The sequence below is a fragment of the Pyrobaculum organotrophum genome (assembly GCF_055384425.1).
The window spans coordinates 1189967-1208777 of the sequence record NZ_AP042430.1; the positions used below are offsets into that span (position 1 = coordinate 1189967).

26 protein-coding genes and 2 tRNA genes are annotated in these 18811 nt (G+C 47.6%); 20 read left to right on the plus strand and 8 right to left on the minus strand.

All coding sequences use genetic code 11. From position 1 onward, the window contains the following. Nucleotides 1–23: 23 nt before the first annotated feature. On the plus strand, nt 24–1163 hold the full coding sequence (locus ACZ49R_RS07255) for a tryptophan--tRNA ligase (protein ID WP_464732532.1): 1140 nt from the start codon (nt 24–26) through the stop codon (nt 1161–1163). Here the strand turns inward: ACZ49R_RS07255 and ACZ49R_RS07260 are convergent. Then, complete coding sequence (locus ACZ49R_RS07260; protein WP_464732533.1) at nt 1156–1395, minus strand: TRAM domain-containing protein; 240 nt, start codon at nt 1393–1395, stop codon at nt 1156–1158. The genes ACZ49R_RS07255 and ACZ49R_RS07260 overlap by 8 nt on opposite strands. Nucleotides 1396–1515: 120 nt before the next feature. Here ACZ49R_RS07260 and ACZ49R_RS07265 point away from each other — a divergent pair. The 8 genes from ACZ49R_RS07265 to ACZ49R_RS07300 all read left to right on the plus strand — a co-directional run bounded on the left by ACZ49R_RS07265 (nt 1516) and on the right by ACZ49R_RS07300 (nt 6565). Further along, nucleotides 1516–1634: transfer RNA gene (locus ACZ49R_RS07265), tRNA-Lys, on the plus strand. 60 nt (nt 1635–1694) lie between these two features. Then, a tRNA-Val gene (locus ACZ49R_RS07270) sits at nt 1695–1786 on the plus strand. 50 nt (nt 1787–1836) lie between these two features. Then, nucleotides 1837–2256 carry a hypothetical protein gene (locus ACZ49R_RS07275; RefSeq protein ID WP_464734105.1) on the plus strand — a complete coding sequence of 140 codons (420 nt, stop codon included), beginning with the start codon at nt 1837–1839 and terminating at the stop codon, nt 2254–2256. 21 nt (nt 2257–2277) lie between these two features. After that, nucleotides 2278–3303 carry an RAD55 family ATPase gene (locus tag ACZ49R_RS07280; protein ID WP_464732534.1) on the plus strand — a complete coding sequence of 342 codons (1026 nt, stop codon included), beginning with the start codon at nt 2278–2280 and terminating at the stop codon, nt 3301–3303. A 127-nt stretch (nt 3304–3430) separates the two neighbouring features. Then, nucleotides 3431–4183, plus strand: a complete 753-nt coding sequence (locus ACZ49R_RS07285; RefSeq protein WP_464732535.1) for an inositol monophosphatase family protein — start codon at nt 3431–3433, stop codon at nt 4181–4183. Continuing rightward, entirely contained in the window at nt 4167–4553 is a 387-nt protein-coding gene (locus tag ACZ49R_RS07290; protein WP_011762203.1) for an SWIM zinc finger family protein, read from the plus strand. The genes ACZ49R_RS07285 and ACZ49R_RS07290 overlap by 17 nt, the downstream gene beginning before the upstream one ends. Nucleotides 4554–4826: 273 nt before the next feature. Next, nucleotides 4827–5840: a hypothetical protein gene (locus ACZ49R_RS07295; protein ID WP_011762202.1), complete on the plus strand. Its 1014-nt coding sequence runs from the start codon at nt 4827–4829 to the stop codon at nt 5838–5840. A 41-nt stretch (nt 5841–5881) separates the two neighbouring features. Further along, the gene (locus ACZ49R_RS07300; RefSeq protein ID WP_053240534.1) at nt 5882–6565 is read left to right on the plus strand and encodes a phosphoribosyltransferase; all 684 of its coding nucleotides are present in this window, start codon (nt 5882–5884) and stop codon (nt 6563–6565) included. On the opposite strand, the gene ACZ49R_RS07305 is transcribed toward ACZ49R_RS07300, so the two are convergent. Next, nucleotides 6536–7756 (minus strand): molybdopterin molybdotransferase MoeA, encoded by a 1221-nt coding sequence (locus ACZ49R_RS07305; RefSeq protein ID WP_464732536.1) that lies wholly within the window; start codon nt 7754–7756, stop codon nt 6536–6538. The two genes, ACZ49R_RS07300 and ACZ49R_RS07305, sit on opposite strands and share 30 nt — an antisense overlap. Nucleotides 7757–7889: 133 nt before the next feature. Here ACZ49R_RS07305 and ACZ49R_RS07310 point away from each other — a divergent pair, with 133 nt between their 5' ends. Together ACZ49R_RS07310 and ACZ49R_RS07315 are read left to right on the plus strand one after the other, a co-directional pair. Beyond that, a complete protein-coding gene (locus ACZ49R_RS07310; RefSeq protein ID WP_464732537.1) occupies nt 7890–8174 on the plus strand; it encodes a hypothetical protein in 285 nt (94 codons plus the stop codon). Then, nucleotides 8161–8880: a phosphoglycerol geranylgeranyltransferase gene (locus ACZ49R_RS07315; RefSeq protein WP_464734106.1), complete on the plus strand. Its 720-nt coding sequence runs from the start codon at nt 8161–8163 to the stop codon at nt 8878–8880. Before ACZ49R_RS07310 ends, ACZ49R_RS07315 begins: the two co-directional genes overlap by 14 nt. Here the strand turns inward: ACZ49R_RS07315 and ACZ49R_RS07320 are convergent. Genes ACZ49R_RS07320 through ACZ49R_RS07330 form a run of 3 tightly spaced genes read right to left on the minus strand, consistent with a single transcriptional unit; the run spans nt 8877 to nt 9872 of the window. Next, nucleotides 8877–9032 (minus strand): 50S ribosomal protein L39e, encoded by a 156-nt coding sequence (locus ACZ49R_RS07320; RefSeq protein WP_011762197.1) that lies wholly within the window; start codon nt 9030–9032, stop codon nt 8877–8879. The two genes, ACZ49R_RS07315 and ACZ49R_RS07320, sit on opposite strands and share 4 nt — an antisense overlap. A gap of 31 nt (nt 9033–9063) precedes the next feature. Next, nucleotides 9064–9396: a DNA-binding protein gene (locus tag ACZ49R_RS07325; RefSeq protein ID WP_011762196.1), complete on the minus strand. Its 333-nt coding sequence runs from the start codon at nt 9394–9396 to the stop codon at nt 9064–9066. Then, nucleotides 9396–9872 carry a 30S ribosomal protein S19e gene (locus tag ACZ49R_RS07330; protein WP_011762195.1) on the minus strand — a complete coding sequence of 159 codons (477 nt, stop codon included), beginning with the start codon at nt 9870–9872 and terminating at the stop codon, nt 9396–9398. Before ACZ49R_RS07330 ends, ACZ49R_RS07325 begins: the two co-directional genes overlap by 1 nt. 73 nt (nt 9873–9945) lie before the next feature. On the opposite strand from ACZ49R_RS07330, the gene ACZ49R_RS07335 reads away from it, so the two are divergent. The 8 genes from ACZ49R_RS07335 to ACZ49R_RS07370 all read left to right on the plus strand — a co-directional run bounded on the left by ACZ49R_RS07335 (nt 9946) and on the right by ACZ49R_RS07370 (nt 14106). Continuing rightward, nucleotides 9946–10278 (plus strand): transcription factor S, encoded by a 333-nt coding sequence (locus tag ACZ49R_RS07335; protein WP_011762194.1) that lies wholly within the window; start codon nt 9946–9948, stop codon nt 10276–10278. Between the two features lie 42 nt (nt 10279–10320). After that, nucleotides 10321–11070 carry a proliferating cell nuclear antigen (pcna) gene (pcn, locus tag ACZ49R_RS07340; RefSeq protein ID WP_011762193.1) on the plus strand — a complete coding sequence of 250 codons (750 nt, stop codon included), beginning with the start codon at nt 10321–10323 and terminating at the stop codon, nt 11068–11070. Further along, on the plus strand, nt 11067–12005 hold the full coding sequence (gene priS, locus ACZ49R_RS07345) for a DNA primase catalytic subunit PriS (RefSeq protein WP_464732538.1): 939 nt from the start codon (nt 11067–11069) through the stop codon (nt 12003–12005). The genes pcn and priS overlap by 4 nt, the downstream gene beginning before the upstream one ends. Continuing rightward, the gene (locus ACZ49R_RS07350; protein WP_011762191.1) at nt 11998–12474 is read left to right on the plus strand and encodes a DNA replication complex subunit Gins51; all 477 of its coding nucleotides are present in this window, start codon (nt 11998–12000) and stop codon (nt 12472–12474) included. Before priS ends, ACZ49R_RS07350 begins: the two co-directional genes overlap by 8 nt. A gap of 100 nt (nt 12475–12574) precedes the next feature. Then, complete coding sequence (locus ACZ49R_RS07355; protein WP_011762190.1) at nt 12575–12850, plus strand: 50S ribosomal protein L44e; 276 nt, start codon at nt 12575–12577, stop codon at nt 12848–12850. Nucleotide 12851: 1 nt separating this feature from the next. Then, on the plus strand, nt 12852–13055 hold the full coding sequence (locus ACZ49R_RS07360; protein WP_011762189.1) for a 30S ribosomal protein S27e: 204 nt from the start codon (nt 12852–12854) through the stop codon (nt 13053–13055). Between the two features lie 35 nt (nt 13056–13090). Further along, nucleotides 13091–13885, plus strand: a complete 795-nt coding sequence (locus ACZ49R_RS07365) for a translation initiation factor IF-2 subunit alpha (RefSeq protein WP_011762188.1) — start codon at nt 13091–13093, stop codon at nt 13883–13885. Beyond that, nucleotides 13882–14106, plus strand: coding sequence for an RNA-protein complex protein Nop10 (locus tag ACZ49R_RS07370; protein ID WP_011762187.1), 225 nt, complete (start codon nt 13882–13884; stop codon nt 14104–14106). Before ACZ49R_RS07365 ends, ACZ49R_RS07370 begins: the two co-directional genes overlap by 4 nt. On the opposite strand, the gene ACZ49R_RS07375 is transcribed toward ACZ49R_RS07370, so the two are convergent. The 3 genes from ACZ49R_RS07375 to ACZ49R_RS07385 form a co-directional block, all read right to left on the minus strand. After that, nucleotides 14103–16448, minus strand: a complete 2346-nt coding sequence (locus ACZ49R_RS07375) for an STT3 domain-containing protein (RefSeq protein ID WP_464732539.1) — start codon at nt 16446–16448, stop codon at nt 14103–14105. The genes ACZ49R_RS07370 and ACZ49R_RS07375 overlap by 4 nt on opposite strands. 28 nt (nt 16449–16476) lie before the next feature. After that, nucleotides 16477–16647 carry a hypothetical protein gene (locus ACZ49R_RS07380; protein WP_167827604.1) on the minus strand — a complete coding sequence of 57 codons (171 nt, stop codon included), beginning with the start codon at nt 16645–16647 and terminating at the stop codon, nt 16477–16479. Between the two features lie 543 nt (nt 16648–17190). Continuing rightward, nucleotides 17191–17736: a hypothetical protein gene (locus ACZ49R_RS07385; RefSeq protein WP_464732540.1), complete on the minus strand. Its 546-nt coding sequence runs from the start codon at nt 17734–17736 to the stop codon at nt 17191–17193. 31 nt (nt 17737–17767) lie between these two features. On the opposite strand from ACZ49R_RS07385, the gene ACZ49R_RS07390 reads away from it, so the two are divergent. Continuing rightward, nucleotides 17768–18718, plus strand: a complete 951-nt coding sequence (locus ACZ49R_RS07390) for a Fis family transcriptional regulator (protein WP_464732541.1) — start codon at nt 17768–17770, stop codon at nt 18716–18718. The last annotated feature ends 93 nt before the right edge of the window (nt 18719–18811 follow it).

Sequence of the window (18811 nt, forward strand, 5' to 3'; positions counted from 1 at the left end):
TAAAAGCACCAAAAACTCATGGGGTGGACGTAAGAGGAAATGAGGAAGAGTTTGTCGTTACGCCCTGGGAGGTGAGGGGGAGGGTAGACTACGATAAGCTTCTCAAACACTTTGGTGCGAAGAGATTAACACCAGACGACGTGGCGTTACTTGAGAAATATGCCGGCGAAGTACATCCACTAATTAAAAGGGGGTTCTTCTATGCCCATAGAGACTTCGACACTATCTTGAAGTGGCACGGCGAGGGGAAGCCCTGGGCTTTATACACGGGGAGAGGGCCAAGCGGGCCTGTACACATAGGCCATATGGTCCCGTGGATATTGCTGAAGTGGTTCTCGGACAAGTTCAACCTTGAGGTCTACTTCCAGATGACAGACGACGAGAAGTTCTACGACGACCCGGAGATGAAGCTAGACGAGGCCACCGGCTGGGCGTATGAAAACGCCCTAGACGTAATTGCCTTGGGCTTCACGCCCGACAAGCTACACCTCATAGTGGACACAAAAGACATCAAGCCGCTCTACCCAATCGCGGTGAGGGTAGCCAAGAAGCTCACCTGGAACACCGTCAAGGCCACCTTCGGCTTCACCGACTCAACCAACATAGGCCTTATCTTCTACCCGTCGCTACAGATAGCCGTCGCATTTCTCCCCACAGAGCTCCGCGGCCAGCCCACCCCCGTGTTGATACCATGTGCCATAGATCAAGACCCCTACTTCAGGCTGGCCAGAGATATAGCGGACAGCCTCGGCTACCCCAAGCCCGCCACCATATACTCGAAGTTCATAATGGCGCTTACGGGGGAGAGCAAGATGTCTGCCTCAAACCCGGACTCAGCGATATATACAACAGACGACGAGAAAACCGTAAAGAGGAAGATAATGAACGCCTTCACGGGGGGCCGGCCCACGGCGGAGGAACAACGTAAATACGGCGGCAACCCCGATATATGTCCTGTCTTCCACTACCACATGTTGTTTGACCCAGACGACGCCTCTGTGGAGAAAATCCGGCAAGACTGCAAGTCGGGCGCTATGCTTTGCGGAGAGTGCAAACTAAAACTCTACGAGAAGATCTCGAGATTTCTAAAAGATCATAGGGAGAGGAGAGAAAAAGCACGCGGGAGAGTCGACGAGTACCGTATAAGCGCCAAGCTCAGGTGACCACCTTACCTATCGCGTAGGTGCCGCCTACTTTTTCTATCTGTATCTTCACTCTCTGGCCAGGTTCTGCTCCTGGTATAAATATTACAAATCCTTCAACTCTTGCAACCCCATCGCCCTTTCTAGATTTTTCTATAACTTCCACCTCTAATACATCTCCTTCTTTAACAGGCTTCGGACCAGACGGGCTGCGTCGTCCACGAAACGGCCCTCTTTTTGGCTTTCGTTCCATCTACCCCAAGGAGACCCCCTATATAAACGTTTCTGGCGGTTGTAGATGTCTAAGTTTTACACGTGCCGAGATGAATCAGAGATATAGAAAAGCTTATAAAGTTGGCAACTCTTGAATGCAGGGCCCGTAGCTCAGCCTGGTAGAGCGGCGGAGGACCCAGTCGGGCCTGCCGAGGCTCTTAGGGGCGGTTGTCGCCCGTAGAAACCCGTAGGTCGTGGGTTCGAATCCCACCGGGCCCGCTACGTTCTCTAATCGTGCTTTTAGCAAAAAGCTTAAAAAGTGTGGGTAGGACATCTACGGGGCCCGTAGTCTAGCGGTAGGATGCCCAGGGGCAGAGCCCCGCAGAAGCCTGACGCGCGGGTGATCCCGGGTTCAAATCCCGGCGGGCCCACTAAATACCCAACATCCTTATTAAGACTGCTATGAGAGGGTAGAGTGTCTATGTTTGAGATATTTTCAACAGTTTTTCTAATAAAGGGGAGGGACTTCGAATGTATAACTTCGATAGGAGATTATCACGTGGCTGTTACTGAAAACGGCGCTGTTTACGCCATGTGGTGTAGAGAGGGGGGCGTATGTGAAGATTGTGTAGAGTTTCCGATATATGGAGATGTTGTCGTATATATACCAAGACGTTTCTACAAATGTCTAAGTTGTCTACTAGGGGAGCTCTTTAATGCAGGGCTTTTTAACATCTCTGTCGGCAAGCTAGTGGTGGTACAGCGACAAGCATTTCTTGTGCCTCCTATGGCGAAAGAACGCAGAAATCCAGAGCGTCTCGCCAAGAGAGCAAAAGGAGTTTTGGAAAATTACATGCTTAAGATACTTACGTCTTCTCTCAGTTCGTGTTGCAAATTTTAAAATATACACCGTTGCACCTATGTGTTTGTAATTCAGGAAGTGGCCTCTAGAGGCCTTACTGTAGTCTACGGGCCGCCTGGAAGCGGAAAGACTAGCGTCGCCGCTAAACTTGCCGACAAAGTGGCAAATAGAATACTGTGGATTAGTACAAATGAACCGCCAAATATACTAAAGACGACTTTTACTAGAGTTGGCGCCAACGCCGAGAAATTCTATGTATTCGACTTCCCAAGAGCCTTTAGAGGGAATATAGCTAAGTTTATTGCAGACCACATCCACGAATATGAGGCGCTAGTAGTAGATACGATAAATGGGATTGCGCCACATGAAGAGAAACTAGAAGAATTAGCTCACGGCTTTCTCTACCAGCTTTCTAAAGATATGCCAATTATAGTTGTAGTAGAGGGCGTGCCAAAGCAAGTGTTTTACATAGCAGATAACTTAGTCAAAGTGTGGAGTAAAGAAAACGCACTGGGCCATACAGTTAGATATCTTAAACTTGTTAAATCTAGACATGCGCCCCCCAGTGAACGTTTTCTCTTTGACTTTCTAGAAGGCGTAGGGCTCGTCTACGTATATCCAAATAAAAAACCCTTGGTCATAAAGTCGCCGATGCCTGAAGACGCAACGCTTCTTGGCGTAGAGGAACTATACAAATCTCAGATAGTAGGCATATATGGAACAGATAAGAGAAAGCTTGCGAAAAAATTAGAAGAGCTCGCTTCAACGCGTGATATATTTTACCTTTCGCTATTTCCGCAGACAACACTCCCAGTGGAGTTAGAGGAAAATAGAGTTAAAGTAGCTACGACATTTCGTGATATTATAGAAGTTATATATAACATATACTCTGGGCGTATGAAAGTCAAAGTATTTGCGGTTTCAGGCATCAGAGACATAGAAAGAATTCTGGGCAATGACGTTGTCGATTATGTAAACGCTGTAGCTAGTGTCGCAAGATTTGTCGACTACATAGTAGACTTCGAGTTGGCAACAGAAGGGGCTTGGCTTTCAGAAACTTTTCTTGATATAAAGATTCGTATTTAAAAAACCCCTATAGACGCAATTACAAACCTCTTCTTTAGCTTTTCCATATGTCGCTAGACGGCCAAGTTTATAATTGCTGCGACTATCTATCTGTACTACTTAAATAAGACATAGAAAAGCTAGAAATGTGTTAGGTATATTGGAGGCGGTTGTGGCGCGGGCTTCCCAATACTTACTCGATAGCTTCAAAAAAGGTCGAGGGGTCGAAGTTATTTTAAACAAAGGAGATGATGTAACTAGAGAAATCGACTTAGCAATAGAGGAGTTGGTGTACTATATGTTAAAAGAAAACTTTAGAGAGGGCGGGGTTCTATATGCAGAAGAGCGGGGGGTCTATAGATGGGGGGACGAGCGGTATATGTTTGTTCTTGATCCGCTAGACGGCTCGCTTAACTATACTGTCGGGATACCAATCTTTGCCATTTCTTTAGCAGCCGGAAAATACAGAGAAGGAACGCTTGGGGATTTAGAATATGCAACGGTATCTATTTTACCAATGGGAGATATATATACTGCCAGTCCAGAGCTCGGCGCTCGGAAAAACGGAAGGCCTATCAAAAGAAGAAGGAAAAGTAATATAGTTTTTGTAGCCATTAGCAACGGATTTCCTGACAAGACTTGTGAAATTTTGCGAAAAATGGGGCTAAAGGGGAGGAGTTTGGGCAGTTCTGCCGCAGAACTAATATATACAGCCGAAGGAATTGCAAAAGGCTTTGTAGACCTCAGAGGGAGGTTACGTGTATTAGATATCGCGGGGGCGTTGACGTTTTCAAAATATGTCCCCGGCTTTAAATACGTAATCTATGGACAACAATATCCAGATTCAAGAATCTCTATTATAGCAGGAGACGAAGATTTTGTAGATGCAGTATCAAATTGATGACCAGATTAAGAACTTCTTATTGGCCCTCTCTAGAGTTTTAGATATAAGGATAGAGAAGGTTCTAGATCTATATTTCTATGTAACTCCTGAGACTGTGAGAATAGTTGAAATAGTTGAGAGAGGAAGTAAGATAGTTGGACTAAGGCTGGCCGTAAGATCAAGAAAAAAACCAGATGTTTGGTATTATGTCGCAGTAGGCGAATATGGGGCTAAGTGTACATGTGAAGGTAATACAGTAGGGGGAAAGATTTGTAGACACATCATCATAGGGGTAATAACCTGGAATGTCCTCTCTCTTATAAAACACGGCGAGGGAATAGATCTCTCTAAGCTTACATGGCTGTATACTAGAGAAAAAGACGTCTGATTTTCGTCCGCCCATCCCTAGACGACGTCTAGAAACCTCCTTCTCGCCTATGCCGTTGTCGGCAACCTCGGACGTGGGGCCGGGCGGTACGTAGCTCCCTTTTCAAAGCCGTATTTCGCGAGCTATTACGACATCTCTGCGCATCTCTTGATATGTTACGTCTGCACTGGCTGAGTTGTTGTTAGACACGATGATGGCGTGGATACGGCAAGGTATTAATTTTTTATCTTTCTGTGTTGTTTTTTATGGGTGACGAGAGGCGAGTGGCGATTGATGAGCGAGGATTTGAACGCTGATAACCTCGCCGATATTTTTATCAAGATATCTCCTAGTAAAACGCTATATATCAACAGTAGTAAGTTACAATTTGGCGGTAGTCGTATATTGGGAAGAGTAGAAATTAGAGAAGATGGCGTCTATCTAAACGAAAAATTGGTTGTATTTAGACGCGCCTTGAGATGTCCTGTTAAAGTTGGCGGTCTATATCTCTGTAGCGACCCTCCTGAAATACCTAGGTTTTTCTACCGTGAGGTTTTTACAGAGGGGTTAAATAAAGCTCTTAGAATTTCTGAACTTTATGCAACAGATAGGTTAAATAGTGGCGATTGTCTCGCCGAATATCTATATGCTGTTATTAAAGGGTCACGTCCTCTTTGGGATATCTACCGCAGGGGGGAGCCTATAGCTCTGCGAAGATGTAGAGAGACTCTTGGTGTATTAATTGCCAGGGGGTTAAGAGAGCGTAAGCTTTACACGCCGCCAAATCTAGACAAGATATCTGCAGCTCTTCTTGGGCTGTTGAAGTTTAGAGATGTGCTTGAGGTAATAGACCAGTCGTGGCTTGGATTTGCTATAGCTATGCGATATGGCATCTACAGCGCATTAAAATGGAGACTTTCTCTGAGCTATGAGAGTTGGTTGCTTCTATTTGGGATCTATGCCGCATTAGATCCTGTGGTTATGCCAGGAGGCGTTGCCGTAGACTTGGGGCTGTTGAGAGCTCTTCCATATATTGTTGCAAAAGTGATGGGAAGGTGGCTCGTTGCGTTTAATGTAGCAGGGCTGTATATTGCAGCCGGCAATATAAACATGATGGTAGACGGGGGAAGAAAGAGGGCTAAATACGCATCATGCGAAGGCGATAGATGTGTAGTGGGCAACCTCCTCTTTAACCAGTGTGTGGATATGGAGTGCGGTATTGTTAGGACATCGGATTTTGAATTTAAAGGTTTAGTTAAATGTCGCAATTTCGGTACGACGTTTATAACTGTGGAGCCGTGTAAATAATACCTTGAATGTATATAAACTGGGTAGGAACTTACCTCAACGTGCCTAAGATCCCTGTAAAAGTTGTGACATTTGACGAAATTGTTGAGTGGAGTAGGAAATTGGCAGAGAAAATCAAAGAGAGTAACTGGCAACCAGACGTAATAGTAGCTGTGGCCCGCGGCGGTTATGTACCAGCGCGTCTTCTCTGTGATTGGCTCGGCGTGAGCGACCTCCTTAGTGTACAAGTGGTACATTGGCCTTCTGCTGCACAAATCGCTGAGAAAGCTTATGTGAAATATCCAATTAACGTAGATCTAAGTGGTAAAAGAGTGTTGGTAGTAGACGATATTGTCGACACTGGCGATAGTATCGAGCTTGCAAAAAAGAGTCTCGAAGAGTGTTGTAGACCAAAAGAGGTTAAGACAGCCGCGTTACAAGTAATAACAAGCGTTGCCAAATTTATGCCGGATTTCTACGCAGTAGAGGTTAGAGAGTGGATTTGGTTTGCCTATCAATGGAATGCCGTAGAAGATGCCACAGGCTTTATTATGAAGATCGTAAAAGAGACCGGAAAAACCGAGTGGTGTCTTGACGAACTAATACAAGCGCATCTAGAGTGGTACGGTAGTGAATATGTAGAGAAGAGATTTGGCTATATGCTGTACGCTTTGGATATGCTTGTTAAAAGAGGCTATATTAAGCTTAGCAAATGTCTAGCCTCTCCTAATATCGCGGTACGTTAATACCAGAACCATATCTCCTCTTTTTACGCCCCCCGGCGGTATTAAAGCTACACCACACGCATCCGGCTCTGTAAAACTATGGTGTCTAGCCTTAATAGGTATTGCATGAAGTCCGCTTTCAGTAACCTCAAGTTTCACCCGCACAATCTGAGCCATCTCGCCCTGTATATCTTGTGTAATTACCGCATAATGCCAGTCGTGGCCTGGCGCTTTATTTACATTCGCCATATATCTGAGAACTGGCTCTACGATTCTAATAACGCCGTGAAGTGCGCTTATCGGATAGCCGGAAAGTCCAAAGACAGGCTTCCCTCCTACTACTGCTACACTCGTAGGTCTTCCAGGCTTCATGCGAAATCCTCTAAGCCCCCCAAAGCCTAGTTTGTAGAAATGGTCTATTTCGCTAGGCCCTGCGCCGCCGGTTATGATAATTGCATCATATAGCTTAAGAAATCTGTCTACTACTGCTCGCACCTCCTCGTGTCTATCTCCGGTGATTATTTTTTCTCTAACTTCTACATATGGCATAAACGTCTGGATATACCACGCAACTAAAGATCCCGTCGATTCAATAACCTTTCCACGTAACACTAGTTCACTAGCTGTATCTGGATCGATAGGCGGGGCGATTAATTCATCGCCTGTTGTAACAATGCCGACGCGTACCCTTCTATATGCATATAGCGTAGTGATGCCGACGTCGAGAAGACCTACAACATCAAACGGCGTGACTACAGTGCCTTGTTTTAATAATACAACACCCTTACGTACATATGAGCCAGGAGGGTCTACATTGGCGTATTTTTCAAACTTCCTATCTACCAGAATGTACTCCCCCTCTCTTTTTACAGCTTCCTCAGGCACGACAGCGTCGGCGCCCTCAGGCAGAAAAGCTCCCACTGTGACATAAGCGGCCTCGCCGCTATTCAATACTATATCTCTCCTATATTGCCCTACGAGAATAGTTCCGACGACTCTGAACTTTCCCGGCGTTGCGCTAGAGTTAACAGCATAGCCGTCATAGGCAGCCCTAGGATATGGGGGATAGTCGTGAGGCGCTATAACATCTCTGGCAACTACGCGACCTGCCGCATCCCATACGGCGATTTTCTCCACGTCTTCTATTTTGTTGACTTGTGGTAAGATATCTGCCACTTTATAAACTGGGTTTAAGCCAGACAGATATCTCATAAGTTTCATTACGCTAAAGTTTTAAAATTTGTATAAAGTGCTCTATGGTGATGCCGTCAGGGTTACGGTGATTTGGTGACCGAAGGCGCTACAGCTGACGTATATTTATATTCACGGTCTCCCCACGAGTTATATGGGGAGACGAAGAAAGACTAGAAAGATAATTCCAAAGCTAAAGAAGACATTACCAAAAATCTTTACCTGCCCCCACTGTGGCGCTCAATTAGTTACAGTAAAAAAGACAGAAAACGGCTATTTAGTAATATGTGGCAACTGTAGCTTACGTTACGAATTTGAAGAGCGGCCGGGGTGGATGGCTGTGGATTACTATAACGCTTTCGTAGACCTATATCTAGAGGGCAAAATAACACCGCCGCAAAGAAAACAAGAAGGAGTTGATGGCAATGAAACTATATGAGTATCTAATAGAGGGTACAAAACACTTCACATTGATAGACCCAGATAAATCAGTTGACTATCTAAAGATTGCTAAATACGCTTTAGAGGCAGGGACTGACGGCATACTAGTCGGCGGATCTTTAGGCATTAGAGAGAGCCAGATTACACAAGTTGTCAAAGACATAAAATCAATAGCGCACGTCCCAGTCGTAATTTTCCCAGGCTCTATTTCGCAACTCACTGACGAAGCAGATGGCGTATTATTTCTCAGCGTGCTAAACTCGCTAGACCCCTATTATATAATTGGGGCTCAGATACAAGGCGCTGTCCTATTGGCAAAGCACTATCCCAAGTTGGAAGTTATATCAACAGCTTATATTATAATAGGCGACGGCGGCGCCGCAGGTTTTGTCTCAATGAGTAAGCCAATACCATACACAAGGCCAGACATTGTTATGGCATATGCATTAGCTGCAAATTACATAGGTTTTAAGGCGGTGTATTTAGAAGCTGGCAGCGGGGCGCCTCAGCCAGCGCCCCCAGAGATGGTAAGAGCCGCGAGAAGAGTCTTTCCAAGAATTTTAATTGTGGGCGGCGGTATTAGAAGCGGAGAGGTAGCTTATACAATTGCGCGGGAGAAGCCAAATGTGATAGTAACTGGGACCTTAGCTGAGGAGAAACCTGAGAAACTCGGCGAGATAATAAGAGCAATAAAATCTGCCTAAGCCTTTAGCTTCGTCCTACGCCAGTGTCTACGTGTGGGAGATCTAGTGACTCTTCTCTTAGTTTTCACAACAACCCACACAGGGGGGTTTCTATTAGACTTAAGCGCGGCGGCTAGTCTTAACTTTTTGCCAAGAGGCTTATTACGGGCCATGGCCGTGTTTTAATCAGAGAGTTTAAAAACTTTAGAGACGAAATCTATACTCCCGGCGTGTCTGGCTATAGATAGCCTCTAAAATTTTCTTTAATGTCTCATCATCTATAGGCACTTTTACTCTCCCAGAGGAAGCTAGAGCAATCAGCTGTTGCTCAAGAGCTTCCGCCAGCTCAGGTCTCACAACTCTGATATTATCTAACCTTGCAAGAGCTTCAGGAGTGAGTATTCTTTTCAATGCAACTCTTCTCTGGGCAGCCGCTATTTGTGCCTGCCGCTCAAGCTCTGCCCTTTTTTGTAACTCCTCCAGCTTCCTCCTCCTTATCTCCTCTAGTTCTCTATCTTCAAAACCCCCCTCAGCCATTACTCCTTAGGCGGCGCGATGTATTTTAAAAGCTCCGGTCTTGTCTTTGTAAGCTCTCTTCCAATTTTTGCAGCTATCCTGTCGACAAGCGACTTGCCCTCTGGAGTCAATATTCTCCCCTGTTTGGTCTTAGCGACTAGACCAGCTTGTTCAAGCTGTTGTAATATCTTTCTAATTATGGCGCCCCCCGCTTTTCTAGTTCTTTCAGGTCTTGTCTTATCGCCTATCTTAGCCCTGTAGCCATAGGCCGTCCTTAAGCTACCGACGCCAACAGGCCCATATAGGTATAGTTTTCTCATTATAGATGCTGCTCTTATATACCACCAGTCTTCGTTCATAGGAGGCCTCTCTTTGTTAGCCCCAGTTTTTACAAAAGGCGCCCATACCGGCGGCTTTACCTGCGGTATATTCTCTTTTATATATTTAGCTAATTCAGCTATTAACATATCGGCAGGAACTTCTTTAACTGACGTCACGCCCCAGTTATAGCCCCAATTTATAAGATTTTTGTCTCAAAGAATTTATATACCACACGTCGTTTGTAGCGGCATGAGATTTTGTCCTAACGACAAGAGTTTGTTAATTCCTGTAAGAAAGGGGGATAAGACCGTATTGAGATGTCCAAAATGTGGATATGAAGAGGAGATTAGCGGCGATGCGAAAAACAGATATCAGAGCAAGTCTATTGTAGAGAGTAAAAACACTATCATAGTGGTGTCTGATAATATAATAAATCTGCCTAAGGTTAAGACTAGGGGATGTCCCAAATGTGGACACGACGAGGCTTATGTATGGGTTCAACAAACTAGAGCGGCAGATGAGCCGCCAACGCGTTTCTACAGATGTACAAAATGTGGATATACATGGCGCGAATATGAATAATACCAATCTACAGACTTAAAAATAGGGTGGTGATATAATAACATGTCGAAACACATATTAACATACCTAGACGCCAAGGAATTTGCATATATAGTAGACTCAATTTCTGTATTGGTAGAGGAGGCAAGTTTTATCGTCAGAAGCGACGGCCTTTACCTCAGGGCGCTTGATGCATCTAGAACTGCGATGGTAGATCTTTCAATACCTAAGGAGGCGTTTGAAGAATTTCCAGAAGTAGAGGAGTTGCGTATTGGCCTCAATTTCAAAGACTTGAAGAAGGTCTTGAGACGGATTAAGAAGGGGGATAAGATATCTATGGAGATTGAGGAGGGTAGAGTGAGAATAAAACTAGTTGGGAAATCTGTGAGATCTATTACAATACCGACGATAGAGGTTGTCAGCGAAGACCTCCCAACGCCAAAGGTAGTATTTACGGCAATGGTAAAAACTGCCAGCGATGTCTTAGCTTCTGCAGTAAAAGACGCAGATGCTATAGCAGATGAGATAAAATTTGAGGCTAATGAAGAGGCGTTGTTAATGAAGGCGTCTAGCGATAAAGGCGAGGTAGAAGTTAAGCTTGATAAAAACAGCGAGCTCGTCTACGAATTTGATGTAAAAGAGCCTGCTTCTGCCCGATACTCTTTGGAATATCTAGTTGATATTGTCGGAAAGACGTCTAAAATCAGCGACATAGTTACAATTGAGTTAGCAACGGCGAAACCCCTACTGTTAACCTTCGACATTCCCGCGGGCGGCAAAATCTCCTACTTCCTAGCGCCTAGAGTAGAGTGATCGTCGAAGTCTTTTTCCGCAACTTCTACCGGAATTATGCAAAATTTGACATAGACGCGGTCGAGAAAAGAGAGTTTGCATTTCAATATTTTGAAGGCGGTATAGTTAGACATAGAGCTTTCAAAACTTTGGAAGAATTGAAAAAATTTGTTATAGAAAAAACGCCAAGACATATATACCACTCTTCGGCATATTACGAAAGGCCAGGCGAAGAAGATATGGAACGAAAAGGCTGGCTGGGGGCAGACTTAATATTTGACATAGACGGTGATCACCTTGATACAGAGGCTTGTAGAGAAAGCAAACTTGTGTCCATAGCTTGTCTTAATGATGCAAAAGAAGAGGCCAACAAGCTAATTGACGTCCTCACAGGAGAGCTAGGGCTGAAGCCTAGGCGTGTTGTGTTTTCTGGCAACAGAGGTTTCCACATACATGTGTCTGAAGAGGAGGTGTTAACATTAGGGGCTAAGGAGAGGAGAGAGCTTGTCAACTACCTAAAGGCCGTGGGTTTCGACCCCTCTCGTTTCGTCGTAAAGAAGGGGAGGAAAAAAGTCGTTTTGTACGAGGAGGAGGTCGGCGGAAACCTCTTTAGAATTAGACAGGGAGTTGAAGACCCAAAAGCTTTAAAAATAGAAATAGACGAAGTTGTTACCCAGGATATACACAGGCTAATTAGAGTACCCGGCTCTATAAACGGAAAGACAGGACTATTAGCGCTCCCCCTCTCTCAACAAGACCTCGAAAAAGATGTAGAGCAGATTGTAGAACGCGCAATTGTCTTTAAGAAGGGCAACTTAAAACTTAGATTTAACAAGACATTTGAAGGCGCTGTCTTATTTGAAAAAATAAATGCTAGAGAAGGCGATGTAAAAGTACTTCCTGCATATCTTGCAATATATTTAGAACTGCAAGAAATAGGTAAAATATATGATTGAGAAACTAAGACTTTGGCTTACGGCGGAGGTAAATTCACGCCTATTAACAGAACCCCCCTACAGCTCATACGCAGAAGTGGCCGAACGGTTTATAAAAGAGCTACAAAACTCGCCCCTTCCCCAGAGTCTCCAAGACAAAGTAAAAGACCACATAATCTCTACTCTATTAGCTATTGTAGACCTTAGAATTAAAAAAATACTATGGGAGCTCAGCCAGGGTAGAACTCCTAGTAACATGACTGCAGAAGAGGAGAGACTAATAGGCCCCCTGCTTAAGATAAGACAAGCCAGCCCGCAGAGGAAGAAATCACAGAACTACGTGGTGGTCCAATTTTTGGTGTCTCACCCAGCCATAGTAACAGAGGAGTTTATCCAAATAGGCCCCTTTGCCAAAGGAGATTTAGCTAAGCTACCGGCGAGAGACGCCAAAGATCTAGAGGAGAGGGGTGTGGCAAAGAGGTTTCCATAAGACTTTGTCAGAGCGCCATTGGGAGGAGCTAGTTTTCCATGTTTGTCAGGAGACCTACGGCGCGAAAGATTTATTTTTTACTCAATTCCAGCGTTGGTTGATGAAATTTCCCAAGTCTGTTAATAAGTACTGCCCACGTTGCAACACTTATACAAAACACACAGTATCTCACTACCACGCCGGCCAGAGGCGCACTTTAGCAGAAGGCCAGAGAAGATATGAGAGAAAACTAAAGGGGTACGGCTCTACCCCAAAGCCTAAGCAAAAACGTTTTGCAAAAGTAAATAAGAAAGTGACTCTCGTCTTTACATGTACTAAATGCGGTTATAAAACTGTGAGAAGTCTTGGTAGAATGAAGAAAGTAGAGCTAGTATAGTATGCCAGTTAAATTTAGCAAGGTCTTAATCCCACAACCTCGGTCTAAGTTTATAAAAGTCAGATGTCCAGACTGTGGAAATGAACAAGTAGTATTTTCCCACGCGGCTATGGTAGTGCGCTGTTTAGTTTGTGGTAGAGTACTCGCCGAGCCAACTGGTGGAAAAGCTAGACTTGCGGGACACGTAGTGAAAATACTAGAATAGCTAAACAGATTTATACCAAATACCCCCATCGCCTTATGAAACTGGTTAAGAAAGATCTCCCAGACGTCGGAGAGCTGGTAATTGGTACCGTCAAAAAAATAGCTGAACACGGCGCATACATTTACCTTGATGAATACGAGCTGGAGGCCTTCGCGCCTACGCAAGAGATTATACAGTCTTGGTTCCACTCGATTAGAGACTACGTGAAGGAGGGGAATAAGACAGTGTTTAAGGTAATTAGCGTAAACCCGAGGATGAGAGTCGTGGAAGTGTCGCTAAAGCGCGTCCGTGTCGACGAGAAGGAGAAGAAGCTCTTGCTCTACCGCCACAAGGTCAGAGTGCTCAAGATGCTCGAGATAGCCATGAAGAAGCTGGGCAGGCCGCCGGAGGAGGCGCTTAAGGCGCTGTGGTACCTGGAGGAGCAGTTCGGAGACCCCTTCAAGGTGTTTGAAGAGGTCGTGAAAACCGGCCCCCACGTCCTCGACGACCTGGAGCTAGACCCCCAGCTCAAGGAGCAGATTGTGGAGCTTGCGAGACAACAGGTGGAGATACCCCCCACCAAGATATCCGGCATAATAAAGGCCGTCAGCGTCGAGGGCGACGGGGCGGAGAGGATAAAAGCCGCCCTAGCGGAGCTGGCAAAAACCCTACATGAGAAATACCCCAGCGTTTCTGTGAAGATATACGTGGTGGGGCCCCCGAGGTACCGCATAGACCTTGTAGGCCAGGCGCCTAAGCAGGTGGAGGCAGCTTTCACAGAGCTGGCAAACATACTACAGACGCTACAGAAGAAGCACAAAGTAATAGCCACGGTGCAGCGCCTAGAATGAGGTCACTCCTGAGGCGTTGCACAAAATGTGGGGCCTACACGCTGTCTAAGGAGAAGTGCCCCAGGTGCGGAGGCCCCGTCAAGGTGCCACACCCGCCCAAGTACTCGCCGGAGGATAAATACCAGAGGTATAGAATCCTACAGAAGCTGTCGACGGGCGCCCTCCCCGTCAGAGAGGAGACAAAGGAGAGAATTCTGAAAGACCTCCTCGGGGGGCCCTAGCTCCCCTCCACCTCGTACACCACCACCCAGCCGTAGGGCTTGGATACGTATACAAGTCTCAGAGGCCGCGGGTCGGCCGTAACCAGGGGGATCCTCTGGGTGGCGTTCGTCAACGGGTCAACGACTACGTCTACCCCGCCGCGGTCCCAGCCCTTGATCACGTAGGCTCCTAAGCTCTGGAGCTGCGGCGTTATGTCGGTCGGCAGATAGACGTTGCCGCCGACGAGTCTCAGAGATCTAAATGACGTGAAGCCCCCGCCTGGTTGCTCCATGCCCTCGAAGATCCAGGGGAGGAACTGGCTGTAGTTGCCATATATGGGGAAGAACCTCTCCTTGGAGAAGAGCATGGCGTACAACGTCCTGTTTAAATCCAGCGGGACGGGGTAGTAGCTACCCCCGATGGTGAAGTAGGCGTACGCCGCGTTAGGCGGAGGACCTGGGAAAGACATCACCCTCGTGTATATATAGTCCTCGGGGCTCATGTCGCGCGCCTTTAACACATCCGTGGCGTTGCCCACGTTCTCCAGAGCTATCTTCGTCATCCAGTAGGACTTTAAGAAGTCGCCGCCAGGCGGATACTCGTGCACGAGCAGAGGCGTCTGCAGGCCCGTGGGCAAGGTGACGGGGTATATGGCGTAGGGCATGATGGCGAGGACGTACTTGGTGCCGAACTGCTTTGTAAATATGGCGGCGCCTACCTGAGGCGGCGCCATAAACGCGAGGCCTATTTTGCCGATCTGCGTCGCGTTTATCGTCGAGTTGTCTGCGAGGCTCGTCTTGTTCCCGACGACAGAAATCCAGTAGCCGTAGTCCCACCACGACGCCACAGGCTCGTAAGGCGGCAGACGGGTCTTAAGCCACATCAACGCGTCTATGAAGTCGTCGCTCACCACCCCCACAGCGGAGGTGGCGATCTGGGTAGGCTGTCTAGCGAGGCCTTGGACGAAGCCCTGGCCTTGCGAGACGGCCGGCATCACGGCGGAGAGTAACATCACTGTGGAGACCACGGCCGCCGCCATTACGATATGGCCAAACCTCCTGTTGTCAAAGAGCTTAACCATGCCCACGGCGGCCGCGATCAACGCGCCGGGGGCCAGGAGCACGAGGAGACGCACCATGGTGGCGGCGGCGTAGCCCGCGGTAACTAGGTAAGACAGCGCCAGCAGGCCGCTGGGCGTGAAGAGATATGGCAGAGAGACCACTATGAACGGGATTATGGGGCCGTACCTACTCAAGATCTGTATAAACTGAGTTGTCGAGTGTTCCGCGACGCTGGCCACGATGGCCGATCTGCCGAAGGGCAGGAGGGTGGCGATGAACTTCCCGCCGATGAGCCCAGCCACAATAGCCGCTGCGAACACCGCCACGCCGACGGCCACCACGCCTGCGACAGCCCATATGTAGCGCCTAAGTAGCTCGGCTGTTCTGGCGGCGCCGAGCTTTAAGCCAAGCGCCCACGTCAACGCCGCCGAGGCGAGGCCGAAAGTCGGCAGTATGTTGAAGGCGCTCGCCACCGTGTGTACGCCGTATCTAGGTATAGCCGCCACAAAGGCCGCGTACACCACGTAGAAGAGGAGGTAGGACAGGAAGAAATTCCTTGCGTCGAAGGGGAGCTCCGGGGGTCTGCTCTTCTTCCCCAGCTTCGCCAGGGCTAGCTTTAGGTAGTAGTAGGCGGGGAGGACCATGGCGTATAGGCCGACTAAGTTCCAGACATAGAAGTGCCCGCCCCACGTCCACACCACGTAGCCCAACGCGGCTCCTGCCAGAGCCCCAGTCCACGGCCTCTTAAGGCCGTCTATCAACAGGGCAAGGCCCAGGGGGATTAGGAAGAGGCTTATCGGCTCGTCGTCGAACCAAGCGGCAAAGCCGCGTTCGACGAAGGCCGGCGCTATGGCAGTGAGCAACGCGGCGGCTAGGCCAACTCTAACCCCGCCGTTTGGTATACCCAACTCGCTTCCAACCCTATACCCCAGGTAGAACATGGAAAAGACAGCCAGAGAGTTCATTATCGCAGGAGCCGCTATGACGGCGTGCCACAGATCTACCCCGAAGGGGCGTAGGAGGGCGTAGACAAAGAGGCCGTAGAGGGAGGTGCCCGGGAGGAGTACTCTGCCCCAGTCTACGCCGTAGGGGTGCCAGAACTGGGTAAACTGCGCACCGCCCCACCACCACCCGACGCCATGCTCAAGAGTGTACTTGGCCAGGTAGTACCTTATGTAGGGGTCAAATTCGTCCAGCCACCACCCCCAGAGAAACACCCTATACATCCTGGCGTAGAGAGCGATGGCAAACGCCGCCAATAGGGCTGGCACGGCAAGTAGAAGTTTCTCTTTCTTGTCCATGACGGACGGAACGGCCCCTAATATATCTTTAACGTGCCGCCCTCTTTAAGCCTATGGCTATTTTTATCGGCTTCCTCTCCAGCGGCGAGAGACACTTGGGACAGACTCCACCCCACATTTTATAGACAGCTTCTACAGTCTTAGGCTCCGGCCCCTTATATAGTATAAATCCACATGAATCGCATTTCACAACAAACACTGACAAAAGACATATCCCGCTTATTAAAGTTTCTTAGATAATACTAGTCTTACACCTATCGATAGATTACAGCCTTTGAACATGCGAGAGGCGATCTGCCCATGTACGCAGATTTTCGCTACGAAAACCCCTCACCGGGGTTAACACCTAAGGCTATGTCTGTTAGTTTAGAAACAGCGGAGTTATAACCCCGGCCTCTGTAGAGTTGTGTAGAGCCAGAAGTTAAAACAAAGGACGAGAAATACACACCCACCGCAATCTCCCTTGGCCGAAAACAGGGCTTATAAAAGAGATTGGGGAGTCTTTGTGAAACTTTTTCCCTTGAGATATACATTATGAAAATGTTGAAACTTATTAGTGACAACTGCGACAAGCCTCGCCCTTTAGGGCGGGCTTTACTCCGGCGGATTGTATTTAGCAGAGTTGTGAAGGCTTAGATATAGACGCTACAATTCGGAGACTCTTCGAAGAGCGCCGGCCTCGTGCCAGTGACAGCCAGGCCGTCGGTGAAGGGCGCAAGCGGGGGACTTTAGTGGTGAGTTGTCAACATAGAGATACAGCCACTCCGTCGTGATATGTAAACGCTAGCGCATCTATTTCGTCTTCCTCCAACTCTGGATATTTTGCCTTAAGCCACCTTCTTGTCCAACCTGCGGCTAGCTCGTCCACAAGCCGCACTTCGCGGCATCCGACAAGCGTAGCCGCTTTTTTAACGTCGACGTAAGGAGAAGAGCCTATGTAAATCTGGAGAGGCCCAATATTTCTTAAAATCTCTTCTACAGTCTTCCAGTCTAATACGGCGTGGAGAATAGGCTCTCCTCTCCATACATAAGCCATGCCGTTTCTAGACGTGCCGAGGTCCACCCCCACCTTTCCACCTCCAAGTAGTTTAGGCAAGAGAGTAAACAACTCTTGTGCAACACAACGATAGCTGTCGCAATGTAATACGATATCTCCCCCTTCTCTAAGTTTAGCATCGACAATAGTTATATCCCCCCGCTCAAAAAGAGCTATGTTAAACGACACCCTCCTTACGACTTCAAAGAGACTCCTCCTCCCCAAGAACCCCAGCCTCAACGCTGTAGACAAAATTAAATAAATATATATCTAACGGCGGCGTATGCTCCTTACTGTAATCATAGCTAAACTAACTGGCAGACCTCTCGCGTTGTGTGACGTGGGAGATGTAGACGGGATAGCGTCTGCAGCTCTTTTTAAAAGAGCTAATCCACGGGGGGCGGTCGTACTGGCGGGGCCAGCCGACGTAAAAAAATGGTGGATTAGACTAACGAGGTGGGATTTTGTGGCAGACCTCCCCTGTCCAGGCAGAGTAAGAGTGAGGGCAGATCACCACAAGACTAACAAGCCCTGTGCAGAAGTGGAGTTTTACGACCCAGAGGCCCCCGCATCAGCGCTATTGGCAGCTAAAGCACTTGGCTTGGAAAACGACGAGGTGGCTAAGCAGTTGGTAGACGCCGCTATACAAACAGATACAGCCAATGTAACAGACCCCAGAGTGAGGCTTCTAGATCTCGCGATTAGATACGCCGACAGAAGAGAGAAGTTGGCCGCGGTAGAAAAACTTGCAAAAGCTGGACTTGCTGCATTAGAAGAGGAGCCTTTGAAATCGCTTGCCCAGAGAGGTTTAGAGAGGAATAGACAAATCCAAGAAATAGCTACAAAACTGCCGGCAGAGGAGACCCTATTTATATACAGCCCCATACGCTTAGGCATATCCTACCGTCTACTCACGATAGAGCTTGAGAAAAAGGGCGTAAAATTTGTAAATATACTAGTTAAACGAGGTTGGAGAGTCTACAGGCTATACTGCGGCGCGCATAGAGATAGCCCATACGATTGTACAGAAGTCGCAACACGTATGGGAGGAGGCGGGCATAAATACGCAGCAGGAGCCCACATCAAAGCCCCAATATACGACAGACATAGGCCTCTACGACAACTCATACAGCTTCTAAAACCCAACGTTGTTTATGTACTTGGCAGTTGCAACAATATAAACGTGCCTTGTAGAGCTATAGAGGTGATGAGTAGAGGTTCAGGCGAGAGATGAGCGCCCTTCAGCGGCACTGAGTCTATAGCCCTAAGCGTCCATTACTACAGCCCTGCCCAAAGCCGAGCTAGACGACGATAAAATTGTCTAAGG